The sequence below is a fragment of the Arthrobacter sp. QXT-31 genome, from assembly GCF_001969265.1.
GTDB lineage: Bacteria > Actinomycetota > Actinomycetes > Actinomycetales > Micrococcaceae > Arthrobacter.
The window spans coordinates 4953659-4972707 of the sequence record NZ_CP019304.1 but is presented as its reverse complement, the minus strand read 5'-3'; the positions used below and the strand labels follow the sequence as shown (position 1 = coordinate 4972707).

15 protein-coding genes are annotated in these 19049 nt (G+C 64.2%); 9 read left to right on the top strand and 6 right to left on the bottom strand.

Annotated elements, in window-relative coordinates:
- Positions 1 to 393: 393 nt before the first annotated feature.
- The 9 genes from BWQ92_RS22690 (at position 394) to BWQ92_RS22650 (ending at position 11231) form a co-directional block, all read left to right on the top strand.
- A complete protein-coding gene (locus tag BWQ92_RS22690) occupies positions 394 to 1404 on the top strand; it encodes a sugar ABC transporter substrate-binding protein (protein ID WP_236783034.1) in 1011 nt (336 codons plus the stop codon).
- 69 nt (positions 1405 to 1473) lie between these two features.
- Complete coding sequence (locus BWQ92_RS22685) at positions 1474 to 3051, top strand: sugar ABC transporter ATP-binding protein (protein WP_076803367.1); 1578 nt, start codon at positions 1474 to 1476, stop codon at positions 3049 to 3051.
- 37 nt (positions 3052 to 3088) lie between these two features.
- On the top strand, positions 3089 to 4147 hold the full coding sequence (locus tag BWQ92_RS22680; protein WP_083706407.1) for an ABC transporter permease: 1059 nt from the start codon (positions 3089 to 3091) through the stop codon (positions 4145 to 4147).
- Between the two features lie 61 nt (positions 4148 to 4208).
- Positions 4209 to 5159 (top strand): aldo/keto reductase, encoded by a 951-nt coding sequence (locus tag BWQ92_RS22675; RefSeq protein ID WP_076803366.1) that lies wholly within the window; start codon positions 4209 to 4211, stop codon positions 5157 to 5159.
- A 43-nt stretch (positions 5160 to 5202) separates the two neighbouring features.
- The gene (locus tag BWQ92_RS22670; protein ID WP_076803365.1) at positions 5203 to 6855 is read left to right on the top strand and encodes a GMC family oxidoreductase; all 1653 of its coding nucleotides are present in this window, start codon (positions 5203 to 5205) and stop codon (positions 6853 to 6855) included.
- Positions 6856 to 6891: 36 nt separating this feature from the next.
- The gene (locus tag BWQ92_RS22665; RefSeq protein WP_076803364.1) at positions 6892 to 7605 is read left to right on the top strand and encodes a gluconate 2-dehydrogenase subunit 3 family protein; all 714 of its coding nucleotides are present in this window, start codon (positions 6892 to 6894) and stop codon (positions 7603 to 7605) included.
- A 149-nt stretch (positions 7606 to 7754) separates the two neighbouring features.
- Positions 7755 to 8747 (top strand): LacI family DNA-binding transcriptional regulator, encoded by a 993-nt coding sequence (locus tag BWQ92_RS22660; protein WP_076803363.1) that lies wholly within the window; start codon positions 7755 to 7757, stop codon positions 8745 to 8747.
- Between the two features lie 177 nt (positions 8748 to 8924).
- The gene (locus tag BWQ92_RS22655) at positions 8925 to 10016 is read left to right on the top strand and encodes a nitrilase-related carbon-nitrogen hydrolase (protein ID WP_076803362.1); all 1092 of its coding nucleotides are present in this window, start codon (positions 8925 to 8927) and stop codon (positions 10014 to 10016) included.
- Between the two features lie 108 nt (positions 10017 to 10124).
- The gene (locus BWQ92_RS22650) at positions 10125 to 11231 is read left to right on the top strand and encodes a Gfo/Idh/MocA family protein (protein WP_083706406.1); all 1107 of its coding nucleotides are present in this window, start codon (positions 10125 to 10127) and stop codon (positions 11229 to 11231) included.
- 350 nt (positions 11232 to 11581) lie between these two features.
- Here BWQ92_RS22650 and BWQ92_RS22645 read toward each other — a convergent pair whose 3' ends face one another.
- The 6 genes from BWQ92_RS22645 to BWQ92_RS22620 form a co-directional block, all read right to left on the bottom strand.
- Positions 11582 to 12301, bottom strand: coding sequence for an aspartate/glutamate racemase family protein (locus BWQ92_RS22645; protein ID WP_076803361.1), 720 nt, complete (start codon positions 12299 to 12301; stop codon positions 11582 to 11584).
- Positions 12291 to 13715: an MFS transporter gene (locus tag BWQ92_RS22640; RefSeq protein ID WP_076803897.1), complete on the bottom strand. Its 1425-nt coding sequence runs from the start codon at positions 13713 to 13715 to the stop codon at positions 12291 to 12293. The genes BWQ92_RS22645 and BWQ92_RS22640 overlap by 11 nt, the downstream gene beginning before the upstream one ends.
- A 341-nt stretch (positions 13716 to 14056) precedes the next feature.
- Complete coding sequence (locus tag BWQ92_RS22635; protein WP_076803360.1) at positions 14057 to 15100, bottom strand: AAA family ATPase; 1044 nt, start codon at positions 15098 to 15100, stop codon at positions 14057 to 14059.
- A 130-nt stretch (positions 15101 to 15230) separates the two neighbouring features.
- Positions 15231 to 16793, bottom strand: coding sequence for an ATP-dependent DNA ligase (locus BWQ92_RS22630; RefSeq protein ID WP_335633109.1), 1563 nt, complete (start codon positions 16791 to 16793; stop codon positions 15231 to 15233).
- Positions 16678 to 18621, bottom strand: coding sequence for a SulP family inorganic anion transporter (locus BWQ92_RS22625; protein ID WP_335633082.1), 1944 nt, complete (start codon positions 18619 to 18621; stop codon positions 16678 to 16680). Before BWQ92_RS22625 ends, BWQ92_RS22630 begins: the two co-directional genes overlap by 116 nt.
- Complete coding sequence (locus BWQ92_RS22620; protein ID WP_236783033.1) at positions 18618 to 18914, bottom strand: transcriptional regulator; 297 nt, start codon at positions 18912 to 18914, stop codon at positions 18618 to 18620. The genes BWQ92_RS22625 and BWQ92_RS22620 overlap by 4 nt, the downstream gene beginning before the upstream one ends.
- Between the last annotated feature and the right edge of the window lie 135 nt (positions 18915 to 19049).

Genomic DNA, 19049 nt, shown 5'->3' with positions numbered 1-19049 from the left:
CCCTGTTGCTCCGGGGGAAGGTTCTCGTCAAGATCCGCGCACATTTGTCCTACCTAGTTTGCCGCGAGCCGCTTCGCGGGCATCCCTGCCATAGCAGTCGAGTTAGCGATAAATCAGCAGGCTTACTAACACTTCTGAACGGAGGTCTCGTCCCCGCTGCCCTTATTTTCGGCGATTTTTGGCCGAAACTCCAGTGGTTTCAAAAAGTTCAATAGATTTCCGTGAAGCTCTTGATAGTGCGCTAACTCAGACTGTAACGTGGCTCACGTAACCCCAAGGGTGGGGTGTCACGAACACAAGGGAGTGTTGTTCATGAAGAGAACTGCAACTGGTATTCGTCGAAATAAGAAACTTGGCAGGGCTGCTCAGTGCGCTTCTGTCCTGACGGTCGCGATGCTTGCGCTTGCTGGCTGCAAGGGCGGTGCTGCCGCTGACGGCGGAGGTGAGAAGGCCTCCGGCGAGGGGCTGGTCATCGGTTGGAGCCAGCGCGGCATCAGCGGCAGTGACTGGTGGAAGACCCTCGTTGAGGGCGGCCAGGCCGAGGCGGGCAAGATCGGGGCGCGCCTGGAATTGCTGGACGCCAACGGTGACACGGTGCGGCAAAACGCCGACGTGCAGACCCTGATCACGAAGGGCGTGGACGTGGTCGTTATGAACCCAAATGATCCGATTGGGGTCGGCCCGTCAATTCAGGCGCTGAAGGATGCGGGCATACCCGTTGTGACAGTCAACTCAAGCGTAGACAAGTCCCTGGTACCGGACATGTTCTGCTACGTCGCCGAGGACCAGGAGCACACCGGCTCGCTAGCCGGCGAAGTAGCTGCAAAGCGGGCGCTGGAGAAGTACGGCGAGCAGGGACAGATCAAGCTCGTAGGCATCGGCGGCTTCCCCGGAGATGTGCTCAGCGACCTTCGGTTCAACGGTTTCATGGCCGGATGGAACCGCGTCATGGAGAAGCATCCCGGTGTCACCACCGTGAAGCTTGACACCAAGTACGGGGAGTGGAAGCCGGACAAGGCCCTGGCCCCGATCCGTGACGTCGCCACCGCCAATCCCGACCTCAAGGTCATTTACAGCATGAGCGATGTCATGCATGGCGGCATCGTCCAGGGCCTGCAGCAGGCCGGCCTGTGGGGAGATGGGATCATCATGGCCAGCTATGACGGCGGCATGGGAGCCATCAAGGAGATGGTGGACAACCCAAAGGGACCGCTCCAGGCGGACGCGTCCAACCAGCCGTGGGACCAGGGAGCCGCAGCCGTGCGCATGGCAGTTGCCGCTGCCCAGGGTGACCAGTCCCAGTGCCCGGACAAGACGAAGTACATCGATACGACCGTCGTCACGCCCGCTGAGGCGGCCAAATATTACGTCCCCGGAGACACCTACGTCCGTGCCAAGGACTAAGCCTGCCGGCCCGGACAGCAATCTTCAGCCGGCCCGCTCGGCGCCGAAAGTCCCAGATAAGGAACATCTATGTCCGCCAACAACCACGTCCCGGTGACATCAGCCACCGGGACCGCGGGGGAATCCCATTCAAGTGCCCCAGAGCTCGAACTCGAGGGCATCACCAAGTCTTACCCTGGCGTGAAGGCGCTGAAGGGCGTCAGCTTCAGTGTCGGCCGCGGATCGATCCACGCGTTGGCCGGACAAAACGGGGCCGGCAAGTCCACGCTCGTCAAGATCCTTTCCGGCGCCGAATCCCCGGACTCCGGGAGCATCCGCCTGGGTGGCGAGCTCCAGCGTTTCCGGGATCCAATGGACGCCCAGCAGGCCGGTATTCACACCATCTATCAGGAACTCTCGCTCGTTCCTTCCCTGTCCGTAGCCGAAAACATCTTCCTGGGCCAGCTGCCACTTCGCGGCGGGGCCGCGGTGGACTGGCAGCGGATGCAGGCGCAGGCACGGGCCGCCCTGGACCGGGTGGGCTTCGACCTTGACGTGCGTCGCCCCGTCGGCAGCTACTCCACCGCAGAGCAGCAGGCAGTGGAACTTGCCAAGGCGCTGCACAAGGACGCGCGGGTCCTGCTGCTGGACGAGCCCACGTCCACGTTGCCGATGCCCGATGTGGAGCGGCTGTTCACCGTCCTCCGCTCGCTGTCCGAGCAGGGTGTGACGCTCCTTTACATCTCGCACCGCATGGACGAGCTCTTCTCGCTCTGCGACTCCGTGACCGTGCTGCGCGACGGTGTAAACGCCGCTGATCTGAAGACGGCGGACTCCAGGCCCGCCGACGTCGTCACGGCAATGGTTGGGAAGAGCCTCGAAGGGTCCATTGCCGACGCAGCCCTCCGCGGGGAACGCTCGCCCAGCCTCGGCTCCGGCCCTCGCGAGAGCGTCATCCTCTCCGCCCGCGACCTCTGCGAGCAGGGATACGTGGACAAGGTGTCGTTCGAATTGCGCGAGGGCGAGGTCCTAGGCATCTCGGGGCTCATCGGCAGCGGTCAGTCAGAACTGGCTGGCCTCATCGCGGGTGCACGGCGGCGGACCTCCGGCGAGATCCGCGTCGACGGGAAGGCGGTGGACTTCCGTGCCCCCCGCGACGCGATCCGCCGGGGGATCGGCCTGCTGCCGCAGGACCGCAAAGCCGCCGGCTTCATCCCGGACATGGGCGTGGCCGGCAACATTACGCTGGCCAGCCTGCCGCAATTCAGCCGTCTGAGCGTGATCCAGTCCAAGCGGGAGCGGAGCGTGGCCGGGGAGATGGTGACCCGGCTCGGCATGAAGGTGTCCGGGGTGAACCAGCCGCTCAAGACGCTGAGCGGCGGAACCCAGCAGAAGGCCATCCTGGCCCGCTGGCTTGTCCGCCAGTCACGCATCCTCGTGTGCGACGAACCAACCCGCGGTGTGGATGTCGGGGCCAAGGAAGACATGTACGAGCTCATCCGTGAGTTCGCGCAGGCCGGAGGAACCGTCGTGGTGGCGAGCTCTGAGATCACGGAGGCGATGATGTGCGACCGCGTCCTCGTGATGGCGCGCGGCCAAGTGGTCGCCGAACTTGACCACGACGACATCGACCCCTCCGGCAACGCCATCCTTGAGCGCTTCGCCTGACCGCCCCCTCGACCAGTTTCTATTCAGGAGAACAACCATGTCCCGGACCCTGTCGCCCCTGCCTCCCAAGAGTGGCGTCCCCTCCCCATCCGCCGGCGTCGGCTCCCGCCTGCGGGGCAGCGCCCTCCGCGCCCTGCCAAAGAGCTACCTGATCCTTGTGCTCCTCGCGATCATCGCGGTGGGCTATTACGTCTCCGACGACTTCCTGACGTTCCGGAACGCTGAAAACGTGATCACGGCCGCGTCAATCGTCGTCGTGCTGGCGATCGGTCAATACTTTGTCATCCTGACGGGCGGCATCGACCTCTCCGTAGGGTCAATCCTGGCGATGTCCACGGTCCTTACGGCACTGACCTTGCAGGCCGGCATGCCTGCCGGCGCGTCAGTGGTGTTCGTGCTTGCCTGCTGCGCTGTCGCCGGACTGATCAACGGCATCCTCGTTGTTTGGTTGAACATCCCCCCGTTCATCGCAACGCTCGCCATGATGAGCGCCGTCAAGGGCTTCAGCTACATCATCCAGTCCACAAGCCTGATCGAGATCCGCGATCAGGAGCTCATCCAGGCCTTCTCCCGCGGCAGCTTCCTCGGCATCCGCAACCCCGTCCTGATCTTCATCATCGTTGCCGTGATCGCGGCTCTGGTGGCCAAGTACACCACGTTCGGCCGCTCCCTCTACGCGATCGGCGGCAACCCTGAAGCCTCCCGGCTTTCGGGCCTGCCGGTCGCGCGGAACCTGATCGTCACCTACACCATCTCCGGCGTGCTCGCCGGCCTGGCAGGCCTCGTCGCCGCGGCCCAGCTACGGCAGGGAAGCTCGCTCATTGGCGTAGGTTACGAACTCGACGCCATCGCTGCCGTCGTCGTGGGCGGCGCCTCCCTCATGGGCGGCAAGGGCGACCCCCTGAACGCAGTGATCGGCGTGTTCATCCTGACGACCATCATCAACATCATGAACCTCGTCGGGATCTCCTCCGAACCGCAGCTGGTAATCAAGGGCGCAGTGATCATCCTCGCCGTCTTTCTCTCCAGCGCAGGCGGCGTCCAAAGGATCTCCGCCTTCTTCTCCAAACATTTCCGGCGCACCCAAGCTGCTTGAACCCAGGCCGCTTAACCGCCTACCCACCGTCCAATCCATCCAGCTTCAGAAAGCAGGAATCATGTCCATTCGCCCCTTAGGCCGCACCGGCCTGAATGTCTCCGATATCTGTGTCGGCACGAGTGCGCTCGGGAGTTTTCCCGCCCAGTACGGCTATGAAGTCGATGAGGACACCGCCGTCGCCACGATCCACCGCGTCTTCGACGGACCCTTCACCTTTATCGACACCTCCAACGAGTACGGCGGAGGTGCCAGTGAAGAGCGAATTGGCCGGGCGATCGCCGAGCGCGGCGGCATCCCCGAAGGATACGTCATCGCCACCAAGGTCGACCCGCTTCCCGGCAGCACCGACTTCTCCGGTGACCGCGTCCGCCGGTCCGTCGAGGAAAGCCTTGAGCGCCTTGGCCTCGATAAACTCCAGCTCGTCTACCTGCACGCCCCCGAGAAGATCTCGTTCGAGGAGGGAGTGTCCAAGGGAGGCCCTCTCGAAGCCCTCATCGACCTCCGGGACCAGGGTGTTATCCAGCACCTGGGCGTCGCCGGCGGCCCCATCGATCTGGAACTGCAGTACCTTGCGACGGACGCGTTCGACGCCGTCATCAGCCACAACCGCTACACCCTCGTCGAACAGACCGCCGAGCCGCTCCTCGAGGACGCAGCCCGACGCGGGGTCGCCTTCGTCAACGCCGCCCCGTTCGGCGGCGGGATGCTCGTCAAGGGACCGCGGGCCGTTCCGCGTTACTGCTACGCACCCGTTGACCAGGCGACCCTCGACCGGGTCTTGCGCATGGAAGCGCTGTGCGGGCAGCACGGCGTCCCGCTGGCCGCTGCTGCCCTGCAATTCTCGGTGCGCGCTGAGCGCGTGGCCTCCACCATCGTTGGAATGTCCCGCCCGAGCCGGGTCGAAGAGACCCTCCGGCTGCTAAACCATGACATCCCGCAGGAACTCTGGGACCAGCTGCTGCCTCTTGCCAGCGCGGGCCGGAACGGCATCGAAGCCGCGACGGTCTGAGCACCAGGGCGCGAAGCAGGAATTCACGAAAGGAAACGAAGCAATGACTAGGAAGAAGCAGCCTGAGCCGGTCGACGTCGTCATCGTCGGCGCAGGCGCGGGCGGGGCAACCGCGGCAAAGGTGCTGTCCGAGGCTGGCCTGAAGGTAGTGGGCCTCGAGCGCGGGCCATGGCTGAAGCCCGAGCACGCCTCAGGAGACGAGCTCAAGTTCCTCAACCGGAACTTCATCTGGCAAGATCCGAAGGTCAAGCCCCGGACCTACCGCCCCAACGACAAGGTCGAGGCGGAAATCACCAACTTCTCAGCCACGCCGCAGGTCGTCGGCGGCGGCACCACCCACTGGGGCGGCATGGTTCCGCGCATGGCCGAGAGCGACTTCAAGCTCCGCAGCCTGCACGGTGATGTTCCGGGCGCGAGCCTGGTCGACTGGCCAATCTCCTATGACGAGCTGGAGCCGTACTACACACGGGTCGAATGGGAGTTCGGCACATCGGGCCTGGCAGGGGCGAACAAGTGGGAGGCGTGGCGCAGCCGCGGCTACCCGACCAAGCCGTCACCGCTGAGCCAGATCGGGCGGACCTTTGCCACCGCGATGTCCAAGCTCGGCCATGGCACGTTCCCCATGCCGCAGGGCATGGTCACCGAACCCTACCGGGGGCGCCAGCCATTCAGCGAAAACGGCTTCTGGCAGCAGTATCCCGACCCCGGCAACGGCAAGTCCTCCACGCTGATCAGCTTCATTCCCGACGCCATTGCCACCGGCCGTTACGACCTCCGCCCCGACTCCTATGTCAGCGAGATACTCGTCGGCAAGGACGGCCGGGCCACCGGTGTCCGCTACCAGGACGAAGACGGCGACGAGTTCGTCCAGCACGCGAAAGCCGTGATCGTCTGCGGCGGCGGCATCGAGACCCCGCGCCTGCTGCTCATGTCCAAGTCAGGGCTCTTCCCGGACGGCCTCGGCAACGGCAGCGGCATGGTCGGCAAGAACGCGACCTTCCATCAGTACTCCTTCTCGGTCGGCCTGTTTGACCGTGAGGTCAGCGACCCGCTGTTCGGGTGGGCGGGCCACTACATGAGCCTGTGTTCGTTCGACTTCTACGAGACGGACGAAAGCCGCGGCCACATTCTCGGATCGCTGATCTTCCCGTCGATGATCGGCCACCCGGTGAACTGGAGCTTCCCCGGCCGGCCCACATGGGGCCAGGCGGCGAAGGACGCAGACCGCGAGTTTTTCAACCACAGCATGAAAATCGGGGTCCTGCTGCATGATTTGCCGGTTGAGGACAACCGGGTCGATCTTGACCCGAACGTCAAGGACGCCTGGGGTCTGCCGGTGGCCCGTATCACCCATACTCCCCACTCCAACGACTTTGCCCAGGAACGCTGGCAGGTCGCCAAAAACGGGGAAATCCTTGAGGCCGCGGGGGCGAAGAAGGTCATTCCGGTCAACATGGAACGGATCACGGGCAACACCTCCCACGAACTGGGCACCGCCCGCATGGGCGACGATCCGGCAACGTCCGTCGTCGACCGCTGGTGCCGCTCCCACGAGGTACCCAACCTCTACGTTTTCGACGCGAGTTTCTTCCCGACCGCGACCGGCATCAACCCGGCCCTGACGATCATGGCGAACGCCTGGCGGTGCTCCGACCGCATCCTCCAGGTCGACCGCCACGGCTGGTCCGAAAACTGACCCTCACTTCACAGGATACGAAAGGACACATCTCACATGGGACAGGCGGAATGGGCTACGGTGCCCATCTCAACACGGGACGTCGACGGGCCGGTCTTCTTCACCGATCACGAGTGGAAGACGATCGAGGCCGCAACCGCCCGGATCATCCCCACCGACCACCATCCGGGCGCGCGTGAGGCCAAGGTCGTACGCTTCATCGACCGGATGCTGGCGGGAACACAGTTCATCTTCCCGGCTGCTGACGGCAACGGGTTCCTCCGGATGGAGGGCCGCGACGAGGCCGCGTGGCAGGAGCGCATCAAGCAGCGCCGGGAGTTTTACCGCGAGGGCGTCGTGGAGTTGGACCGGCTGGCCAAAGAGCGTGCCGACGTCGAATTCCTCGACCTCCCGGCAGAGGACCAGGACGCGGTGCTCGAGACACTATCCGGTGCGGCGAAGCCACACGCATTCTCGCTGGAGCACTCCGAGGCCGGCCTTGGAGGCGCGCCGGCAGGCAACCAACCGGTCAACGAGGACTTTCTGGAGTTCTTCCCGCTGCTGGTGCTCAACACCCGCCAGGGGTTTTACGGCGACCCGGTGTACGGGGGCAACGAGAACCGCGTCGGGTGGGGTGTCATCGGCTTCGACGGACCCCCGTCGCTGGCGTCAACGATGGACGGCAGCTACACGACCCGTAAGTACATGGTGGAGGGGGCGGAGTGGCCGTACGACCAGCATCCCGAAGTCCTGCGGTACCGGCGCCCCTGACAGCTGGCGCGCCGACCGGTGTCGCCTTCCCGGGCTCGTCGGGGGTAGCCGGGGATAATGGAGTGGTGTCCACGACCCCTGCCCCCTCAGAAGCCCGAAACTCCAATGGGCGCGGGGAGCGCCTGGCCTCCAGGTCAAAGGCTCCCCGGATGTCCGACGTTGCCCGGCTGGCCGGGGTGTCCCAGCAGACGGTGTCACGGGTTGTCAGGGGAGCGACCAACGTGGACCCTGACATCCGTCAACGCGTGGAGCACGCCATCGCACAACTGCGGTACCGGCGGAACCCGGCGGCCGCGGCTCTCGCCAGCAACCGGACTATGACGATCGGTGTTGTCAGCTTCGAGCTGTCGGTCCTGGGACCAACGGTGGCGCTGTACGGTATTTCCGAGGAAGCCCGGCAACATGGCTATGCGACGCGTTTAGTCACGCTGGCCAGTCTGGAACGGCGGGATATCCGGGCTGCATTCGAATCCATCAACTCGGACACCGTTGACGGCGTGATCGTGCTCGCGCCCCTGCTGGATGCGATCACGGTGCTCGAGGGCCTCGACATCGGTGTCCCGGTGGTGACCTTCCAGCAAGGATCGCATCCGAGCCCGACCAGCGTTTCCGTTGACGAAGTGCGGGGTGCCCGGATGGTGGTGCGGCATCTGCTGGACCTCGGGCACGAAACAGTGTGGCACGTTCAAGGCCCGCCGGGCTGGATGGCAACGTCCTCCCGGGTCCAGGGTTGGGCGGCGGAGCTGGGGGCGGCTGGACGTGTCGTTCCGACGCCCCTCGCCACCGCGGATTGGTCCGCCGCGGAGGGATACCGCGCCGGACGTGAACTCGCCGCACGGAAGGACGTCACTGCGGTCTTTGCCGCCAACGACCCTTTCGCGCTCGGAGTGATCAAAGCCATGGACGACGCCGGACGCAACGTGCCGGGCGACGTCAGCGTGGTGGGATTCGACGACGTCAAGGAAGCACCGTTCTTCCGGCCCGCATTGACGACCGTGAAGCTTGATTTCGAAGCCATCGGCCATATCGCTGTGGGCCGCATCCTCGCCATGATCAAAGAGGAGGCGGAGGGGGATATCCCCCTGCTGGAACCGCTCCTCATCCTGCGGGATACCACGGCATCGCCGCGCAGCCGGCGCTGACACTACCCGCGCGTGCCTGCACGCGCACCCACGGCTGCAGTCAAGACCGTGGGACCAGGGGCTCCTGCCTCATTTTAGAAAAATCAACGACACAGGTCTTGCAATTCCCCGCAAAACCCTAATACCGTGAGTTAGCGCTAACTCAGGTACTCGAAGAAGAGAAAAGAGAGAAGAACAATGGTCGATCCATTTGTCGTCGTTGCGGTTTCGCCGCGGACAATCAATGTGAAGAATCCCGGCGACGGCGTAGCGAACGTCAAGCGCATCAACGAATTCATCGACACGGCAGTCATGGTCGGCGCCTGGGAGGGCTCTCCGGTCAAGCTGGTAGTACTGCCCGAAATGGCAATCCAGGGCATGATCGCCAACACGCCAGGTAACCGCGAACGGGAGCGCCACTTTGCCGTGACGATCCCTGGTCCGGAGACGGACGAACTGGCGAAAAAGGCCGTGGAACTCAACACCTACATCGCTGCTGAGCTGTACATGGTCAAGGATGAGGACTTCCCCGACCGCCATTTCAATGTCGCCTTCATCATCGATCCGGAGGGCGAGATCATTTACAAGCGCTACAAGGCCACCAGCGATGCCTACGAAGGAGGCATGCTCGGCAACATGAACCCCCACGACGTGTGGGACGAGTGGATTGAAAAGAAGGGCAATGGCAATGCAATGGACGCCATCTTCCCGGTGGCGAAAACCGAGATCGGCAATATCGGGTACGCCATCTGTCACGAGGGTGTCTACCCCGAGGTGGCGCGTGGGCTCGCGATGAACGGCGCCGAGATCATTATCCGGGGCACCCTGATCGAGCCGGCTGTGCAGAACGGCATGTGGGAACTGCAGAACCGGGCACACGCCATGTTCAACTCAGCGTACGTCGTCGCCCCGAACCTGGGGCCCGAAGTCCGTGACGACGGGAGCATGCAGGACCTGTTCGGCGGGCAGTCCATGATCGTCGGTCCCCGGGGCCAGATCCTGACTAAGCAGCAGGGCTGGACGTCGGGCGACTCGTTCGTCTGCACCACCATCGACATCGAGGCGCTCCGCCGTGCCCGTGTCTCGAACGGCCTGTACAACCAGTTCAAGGACCTGCGCACAGAGCAGTACCGGGTCATTTACGACAACCCGATCTACCCGAAGAACCAGTACCTCGACGCACCACCGAGCGAGGACTGGCTGGCCCGGGAAGACTCAACACGGGCTGCCAATATCGAGAGGCTGATCGAACGCGGTGTTCTCACGCCGCCGTCTGGCTACAAGGCCTGACTTATACGAGGCCTAGCCGTAGGGAATTGGCCGGGGAACACGTTTCGTGGACCCCGGCCAATTCCATTTACTCAACTGCGTTCATCATCCGACCGAAGAGGATGCCCAATGATCCGCCAGCCAGCGCTAACCGGCGAAGACCACAAATCACATCCGCAAGTGGCAAGAGCAAACGGCAGACCTTCACTACGAGCCGCAATTATCGGCTTCGGGATATCCGGCCGGGTTTTCCACGCCCCGCTCATTCAGGCAGACGACGCTTATGTTCTGGAAGCCATCGTCACTTCAGACCCCGGAAGGGTCAAAGTTGCCCGGGCAAGTTATCCGCATGCCCGGATCATTGCCACCCCTGAGCAGCTCTTTGCCAAGGTTGATGAAGGGGAACTAGCCCTGGATGTTGTCGTCATCGGCACACCTCCCCTCAACCACAAACAACTGGCTAAAGCAGCCCTCGAACGAGGCCTCCACGTCGTCGTCGACAAACCGTTCGTCCCGTGCTCTGAAGATGGTGAAGAGCTTATTGCCGCGGCCACTGACGCCGGCCGGTGCCTGACGGTCTTCCAGAACCGCCGATGGGACGGTGATTTCCTTACCCTCAAGCAGCTGATTCACGACGGAAAGCTTGGCAAAGTCCGCACCTTTGAATCCCGCTTCGAGTGGTGGATGCCGGGTGGGTTCCGTAACTGGCGGGACACAGCACTGCTGGCCGAGGGCGGAGGGATTCTTCACGACCTCGGCGCCCACCTGATCGACCAGGCCATCCAATTGTTTGGCCCGGTCGCAGAAATCTACGGGGAAACCGCCCGATATGACTATGCCAATAAGTCCGACGCAGACCAGGATGCCTTCCTCTCGCTTCTGCACCGCTCCGGCACACGATCGCGCCTGTGGATGAACGGCCACGCTGCCCGGTTAGGTCCCCGCTTCCATGTCCTTGGCTCCCAAGCCGCTTACACGAAATGGGGACTTGATGGACAGGAAAAGGCGCTGGGGGAGGGTATGGTCCCAACCGATCTTGAATACGGCATTGAACCTCCGGAAAGATGGGGGAAGTTAGGCGTCCCTGGATCCTTTCGGGATGAGCCGACACGCCGGGGCGACTATCCTCAGTTCTATGCACAGCTGGCGCATGCCGTACAAACGGGGAGCGCTCCTCCTGTCGATCCCAGCGACGCTGTTGAGGTTCTCAGAATCATCGAACGAGCGCGCCGATAATGATCTTCGGGGATGCTGAACGGCAATACGGGGGATTCCATCATCCGGGGGAGCGGCCCTGCGTCCCTTTTCCATCGGCAGGCGGCCGGAGTAGGGAGCCCGGCCTAGTCGTCCTTCACTTCTTCCAGGACCCCATGCGGGGCCGCCGTCATGAAGGTCCAGCACGTACTTCTCCTACCCTTCGATCTCCGGCGGTGCCGGTGGATTCAGCCCCCAACGATTAAGGCCATACAGTCACTGGTGACAGACGTTCGAGGCGTTCGGTATGCAATCAAGGCCAGGGGTGCACCCCCGCCTTCTTGCGGAGGTGCGCCCCTGGCCTGGACTCGCAGCAGCGGCTGGAAGTTGCCTTACTCGCCGCCGTGGGTGGCCAGCGGTTGTCTGTTGATGGCGTTCAGAACCAGCGAGCACGCGCTGGGTACGGGTTGGATGATCTCAGCTGTGCCTGTCGCAGCTATCCGTTGTGCTGTTTCGCTGAGCGGGCCGCCGGCGATGATGACCGCCTGGGCCCCGTCGTCCCGGCTCGATTGCTTTACTGCTTCGAGCAACTCTTGGAACTGCTTTTCAGGTTCTGCGGCCAGTACCAGTGCTTCGGATGGGGTGAGCCTGACTCCGGTGAACCATTGCGTCTGTCCGTGTTCCTCGACCAGCGAGGCGAGGGAGTCGGCGAGTAGCGGAGTGCTGGTGGCCATGCCAAACCGCCGCCCGGGTCCTGCGGCTGCACGGATAGCCCCTTGCCCTATACCCACAACGGGTATGTTGAGGTTTCGGGCGAGCTCAACGCGGCCGGGATCGCCTATGGCCGCGACAATTACTGCCACAACAGCTGAGCCATCCGACCCATCCAGATAGTGATGCACGGCGGTTTGCACGTGCTTGACTGAGCTCTGCAGGGCCACAGGATCGATGATCATGTCAGGGCCTTCGGTGGCCGTCAGTCCCACCACTTCCAATCCTTCCGGGGCCAGGATCTTTTCGGCGATACCGGTCATCAGGTCAGTGGTCCGACGGTTGCTGTTGGGGTTTATCAAGAGCACCCGGCTCCGGCTCGGGGTGGTGTCAGTGGCCATAGATCGCTCCTTCGTCTTCGCTGGTGTCCTCTTCAAGGGGCTGTCCGAATGTTTCCGGTGGGAACTGCACCGCGATGGCGAGAACGATGAACAGGCCGGCGAGTGTGGCGAACATTCCCGTGAGGCCGGCGGCGTCGAAGATGACACCCGACACGAGCGGGAAGAGTCCGCCTGAGAGGGAGCCTGCGGCCAGGATGATGGAGGTGCCGAAGCCGCGGGTGCGCGTGGGGTATAGTTCCGGGGCGAACAGCCAGATAGTGGTGTTCAGGATGATGACCGAGAAGTTGAAGAGTACTCCGCAGAGGACGATGACAAGGATGTCGGTTGCCAGGAACGCCATTCCGAGTCCTGCCAGGCAGCCCAGGATAGCGGCTCCGGTGAGAACTTTCTTGCGGGGGAGGCGGCTCGCGAGGAAGGCGGCGGTTGCTGCGCCGATCAGGGATCCGGACTGCATGATGAGGGTGAACCAGAGGCTGGTGTTCACAGCGTAGCCGCGGGAGACCAGGATGGTGGGCATCAGGGTCAGCATGGAGATCTGGGCGGCGTAGGACATGCAGACCGCGACGCAGAGCAGGACAGTCCGCTTCAGGAGACGGCCGCGGAGGGCGTCTTTCCAGTGCCCCTTGGATTCGGTAACGGCCGGGCCGGGTACGCCGGTGATGAAGACTTCCGGGTCGTCGATGTGTCCGGAGAGCTTGCCCCTGGCCAGGCGGGTGATGACGAGGTTGGCTTCATCCAGCCGGCCTTTGGAGGCGAGGAAGCGGGGTGTTTCGGGGACGTAGCGGCGGAAGAACATCACGAGCAGGGCGGGGATGAAGAGCAGGCCGAAGACCCACCGCCACTTGTCCGGGCCGTCAAAGAGCGTGAAGACCAGAATGCCGAAGGCGGGGGCGAGCATGTTGCCCAGCCCCGCGGCCGTGACGTTGATCAGGCCCACTGCGGTGCCACGATGTTTGGCGGCGAAGAATTCCGCCATCATGATCACGGCGACGGCGATTTCACCACCCAATCCGAAGCCGACGATGAACCGTCCGGCGGCAAGGACGGGATAGTTCGGTGCCACCGCGCACAGCAGCGATCCGCCAGCGAAGATGATCAGGTTGATGACCAGCATGTTCCGCCGACCGTACTTGTCAACGATCAGTCCCGTTGCGATGCGTCCCAGAGCCGTGGCCGTGAAGGTCATGGTGTTCAGCAGGCCGATGTCGCCTGCGCCCAGGCCCCAGGACTCGCGCAGTACCGGGCCGGTAATGCCGACAGCGTTCTGCTCGAGCGCGTCGAAAAACACGCCGAGCAGGATCATGAGCACGATATGGCGGTGTGCCCCTGTCACGCCGATCCGGTGGTAAGCACCTTCAATTTGTTGGGCGAGGGACGTCTTCGTGTTCCCCGCCTCGGCAATTCGTTCTTCCAAGATTTGCTCCTTTGAGCTCAGCAGCCACCACTCACCCTTGAGCGGCACCAACTTCCGCAATGCGGACATTGAGTACCGCATTAGGAAAGATGTGAGCCAAATTACATCTGGCGTAAGGTCCGTCGCAATGAAAAGGCGAAGAAACCGAATGTGACAGCGGGCCCGTAGCTTCCAACAGCGTCGTCACATTGAATGTCACGGTGGCCGGAGGTGGAGAGGGATTCCGAAGGCCCAAAAGGGCGGTCACTCGCGGACGGGATGGCCGCAACCGGGGTCGTGTAGTTGTGCTTTTTCCGCTTGGGGCGGGACGGGCATTGGCCTGACAGCGGCCGCAGAGCCGGTCAGGCCAGCAGCCAGCGCCACCAGCGTGAAGGTTGCGGTTCAGGCGTCGGTTCCGGTTCCGGCTCGGGCTCCTCGCCCAAGGCCTGCGCGGCCTCGACGATGTCGTCCGCGGTGAGCGTCATGACGGCCTCCCGATCGAGCGCGTCGAGACTCTGCTTCTCGTCGAGCGACAGCCGCAGCGACTGGCGGTTGAGCGCCTGCTCGAACAGCGTGCGGGCGAACCGTGCGTTGCCGGAGTCCTCGCCCGCGTGGAGCCCGGTGAGGATACGGCGCAGCGTCTGGTCCGCGCCCGGCTCCAGTGTGTACTCGTGCTGGGCCAGCATCTGGTGGAAGATCGTCTGGAGTGCGTCGACGGAGTAGTCGGGGAACGTGATCTCGCGGGCGAACCGGGAGCGAAGTCCGGGGTTCGAGAGCAAAAAGGACTCCATCAGGCGCGGGTACCCGGCCACGATCACGACCAGGCGGTGGCGGTGGTCCTCCATCCGCTTGAGCAGGACCTCGATCGCCTCGGGGCCGAAGTCCGTCCGACCGTCCTCCGGGGCCAGCGCGTAGGCCTCGTCGATGAAAAGCACGCCGTCCAGCGCACGCCGGATCACCCGGTCCGTCTTGATGGCGGTCGCTCCGACGTACTGCCCCACCAGGCCCGAACGGTCGACCTCGACCAGGTGGCCTTTCTGCAGCAGACCGACCGCGCGGTACATCTCGGCCAGGAGCCGCGCCACGGTGGTCTTACCCGTGCCTGGGTTTCCGAGGAACACCAGATGCTGTGATGTGGCCACCTCCGGCAGGCCGTGCGCCTTACGGCGGGCCTGGACCTGGAGCAGTGCGACGAGGGCCCGAACCTGTTCCTTCACGGTCTCCAGTCCGACCAGGGCGTCGAGCTCAGCCTGCACCTCGGACAACGGCCGGGCCGGCCCGGGCCTCGCACCGATGAGATCGCCGACCAGCTCGTCGACGCGCTCCGAACTGGGCAGCTTGAGCTGATCGGCCAAATGGCCGATGGTTTCGCGCAGGTCGTCGAGCGGATGGCGGTTGGCAGCCATGCATCCACTGTAGTACTCGAATCCAGACCGGGGTGGGATTACCAGTATCAACTCCATTTTGGTCGTAGGATTCCTGTGCACGCGCCCGCACGGAAAACGCCGAACCATCCATTTACGGGAGTGGGGCGTCTTACGGGAGTGGGGCGTCGATTCCCGAGTCTGCTTCCGCCGGCGCGGGCGATACCTTGCTGCCCCGCGGGGCATGGAGCAGAGCGCGCAACGTCTGGATGGTGTCGGCCTCCGCGGCCGTCTTGTCGTCACGGTAGCGCTTGACGCGTGCGAACCGAAGGGCGATTCCACCGGGATAGCGCGGAGAGTGCTGGACGCCGTCGATGGCGATCTCGACCACGGTGACCGGCTCGGTCCAGACTGTTCCTGCCGTACGCCGCACCTCCAACTCCTGGAACCTTTCGGTCTGCCATTGCAGCAGCGCGTCGGTGAGGCCCTTGAAAGTCTTGCCCACCATCACATAGCCGCCGGGTTCACCGAACTCGCCAACAGGGTCCAGGGCTCCGAGGTGCAGGTTCGACAGCAGCCCGGTGCGCCGTCCTGACCCCCATTCGCAGGCGAGCACCACCAGGTCGTAGGTGAGCACTGGCTTCACCTTGATCCAGTTCGAACCCCGCCGCCCGGCTGCGTAGGCCGAGCCCACCGCCTTCACGACCACACCCTCATGGCCGGCGGCCAGCGCATCGCGCGACACGCTCTCGGCAACAGCCGTATCCGCAGTGATTTTCCCCGGGATACGGTGACCGGGGGCGATGCGCTCGAGCACGTCGATGCGTGTGGACAGCGGCTCATCGAGCAGGTCGCGCCCGTCGATGTGCAGCACGTCGAAAAACCACGGATGCAGCAGTGTGGTGCGCGCCGCGTTCGCCCCGAACCGGGACATGGTTTCCTGGAACGGCCGGGGGCCGCCGTTCTCGTCGAGGGCTAGAGTCTCGCCGTCGAGGATCACATCGCGCACGGGCAGTCCGCGCACCACCTCCACCACCTCAGGCAGCCGATGGGTCACTTCGGCCAGAGTGCGGGTGTAGATGCGCACGTCGTCGCCGGCACGGTGCACCTGGATGCGTGCGCCGTCGAGCTTGTATTCCACCGATGCTTCCCCCGTCGCCTCCAGCGCCTCGCTGGCACTGGCCGCGGTTGCGGCGAGCATGGGCTGCACGGGACGGCCGACGACGAGGCCGACAGCATCAAGCTGGGCCGGGGTGCCCGTGATCGCCAGTAGGGCTGTCCCGCCGAGATCGCCGGAGAGCATCGCTGCGCGGCGGACGGCGTCGACCGGGCGGCCGGCGGCGCGGGCGACCGCATCTGTCAGTACGCCTTCGAGGGCACCGGAACGAAGTTCTCCGAGCAGCACGCCGGCGATGAAGGCCTGCTCTCGTTCGGTGGCTTCCGTCATCAGAGTCCGAAGGGTGGCGGCGCGTTCCACGGTCGAGCCAGCGCCTGCGGCTGCCTGCAGCCGGTCCAAGGCAGCGTCGAGGTGGGCAATAGTGAGATGCGGCCCAGGAGCGGACTCGCCCATGGCCGCCCTCATGCCGCTCCAGCCGATCCCGACCCGGCCCTGGCGAGGCTTAGCGGTGAGGAGGCCGACCGCCGTCGGAATTTCTGTGGGGTCGAGCCGGAGCAGCAGGTCTGCAAGTTCGTTGACCTTGGCGAGCCGGGAGCGGGTGGCCGCGACGGCTTCCAAAGTCCTCACGAGCACGTCGAGCAGCATGGCACCAGTCTGTCACGGCTTGATCGTGGCCGAGGGAAAGTCCGTTCAGTCCTTGGAGGCGTTCCGGATGTTTATTAGGTGTTTTTCCGTCGGCATCATTCGTCGGTGAGTCCGGCAGCAGCCGACGGATTGGATCCATGCCCGGGCCATGTGTTCGGGCGGCACGTGCGCTTGCGGCACGGGCCACGTGGCTGCGGGCGTGTTCGGCTGCGGGGGCCAGTTCAGTGAAGAGGTGTTTGTGGTGGCGCAGGGACTCCAGGACCCCTACCCGGGTGACAAGGCGAAGGTGGCGGTCCTGGACGCCCTTTATGAGCACGGTGATCCCGCGGCGTTCGAGGGCATTGACGATGTCTGTGATGACCCTGGCGCCGGTCGCGTCCAGGGTCTGCAGTTGTGACATGCGGATGATGACGACGTCGACGTTCTGGATTGCACTGACGCGCTCCAGGACACGCTCGGCGGTGCCGAAGAAGAGGGCCCCGTCGAGACGGAAGAGTGCGATGTGCTCGTCTCCTTCGTGGATCGGGCCGGGGATCTCCTCCCGGTGGACGCCGCTGGATCGGACCATGGCCCGCAGGGCGAAGAATGCAGCGACGGCGATACCGATCTCGACGGCTTCGATCAGGTCGAAGGACACGGTGATGAGCGCGGTGACGAAGAACACTGCACTGTCGGCCCGGGTTGAACCGATCACCGCGCGCAAGGCGGCGGGTGAGACCATGCGTGTCGCAGTAACCATCAGCACACCCGCCAACGCAGCAAGCGGGATGCGTGAAACCGGGCCGGTGGCCAGATACACCACCGCCAGCAGCACAAGAGCGTGGGTGACAGCGGCGAAGCGTGTCTTGCCACCGGATCGGATGTTCACCGCAGTGCGGGCGATGGCTCCGGTGGCCGGCATGCCGCCGAAGATCCCGGATGCGACAGAGGCCAGGCCTTGGCCAAGGAGTTCACGGTCGGCATCGTAAGGGCCGGTATCGGATATTGATGCAGCAACCCGTGCCGAGAGCAGGGACTCGATCGCCGCCAGGGCCGCGATCGTGACGGCGGGTCCTGCCAGCGCCGTCAGGGTCACCCAGTCCAGGGAGGGCAGGAGAGGCGAAGGCAAGGACCGGGGCAGCTCGCCGATCGTGGCTACGGGCAGGTCCAGCCATGAAACGGAGAGGCTGGCGACAACGATGGCGATGAGAGAGGCAGGAATCCGGGGATGGATTCGCGGTCCGGTCACCATGATCAGCACTACCAGCGCCACTATGGCCGCGGGGGCTACGGCGGAATCCAGCGATGCCCCGCCGAGGGCGTTCGCTGCAGAGATGGCGGCGTTGCCGCCGGCTTCGGACTCAGACCCGATGGCGGAGGGGATTTGTTGGAAGAAGATGATCACCGCGATTCCCACCGTGAAGCCTTCGATCACGGGCCAAGGCAGGAACGTCACGACTCGCCCGAGTTTGAGCAACCCCGCCAAGAGCACGATCAGTCCGGCCAGAACCGAGACCGTGGCCAGCGCTCCGGGTCCGTGGGCAGCGATGACCGGTCCCAGCACCACGACCATGGCCCCGGTGGGTCCGGAGACCTGGATATTGGAACCACCGAATACCGCGGCGATCACCCCGGCGACAATTGCCGTAATCAACCCGCTGGACGCACCTGCACCGGAGCTGACCCCGAACGCCAACGCCAGCGGCAGCGCCACGATGCCTACGGTGACGCCGGCGACCAGGTCACCCTTCCAGCTTCGCGACAGCTGGGAGTAGTCCTGCTTCCCGGGCAGCAGGGCCCGGCCCGCCTCCAGAGCCCTCACCGCGCACTGGCCCCTGCATCCGACGCGGGGGTCTCTGCCTCGGATGACTCAAGCTGTTCTTGTGTGGCGCGGAGCATGTCGTTCAACAGCAGCCTTGCCACCGACAGGAGTTCGGCGACCTGCGGGTGGGCCAGCGAGTAGAACATCTGCAGCGCCCGGCGCTCGCCCCTGACCAGCTGATACCGGCGCAGAACGGACAGGTGCTGGGACAAGTGTGAGGATTCCAGGCCGGTTGCGGCCAGCAGCTCCGTCACCGAAACCTCCGGAGCCGCGGACGGGCTTTCGGAACCCAAATCTGGCGCACTCCTAAGCCCGTTTGACCGGGGCAGTCGCCTGAGGGGTGAACGGCAGCCGACCAGCCGGAGCGGGCTCCGTACCCGAAGGCGTGCAGCCGCCGACGCCCGTGCGAGGGACGGTATCCTGACTAT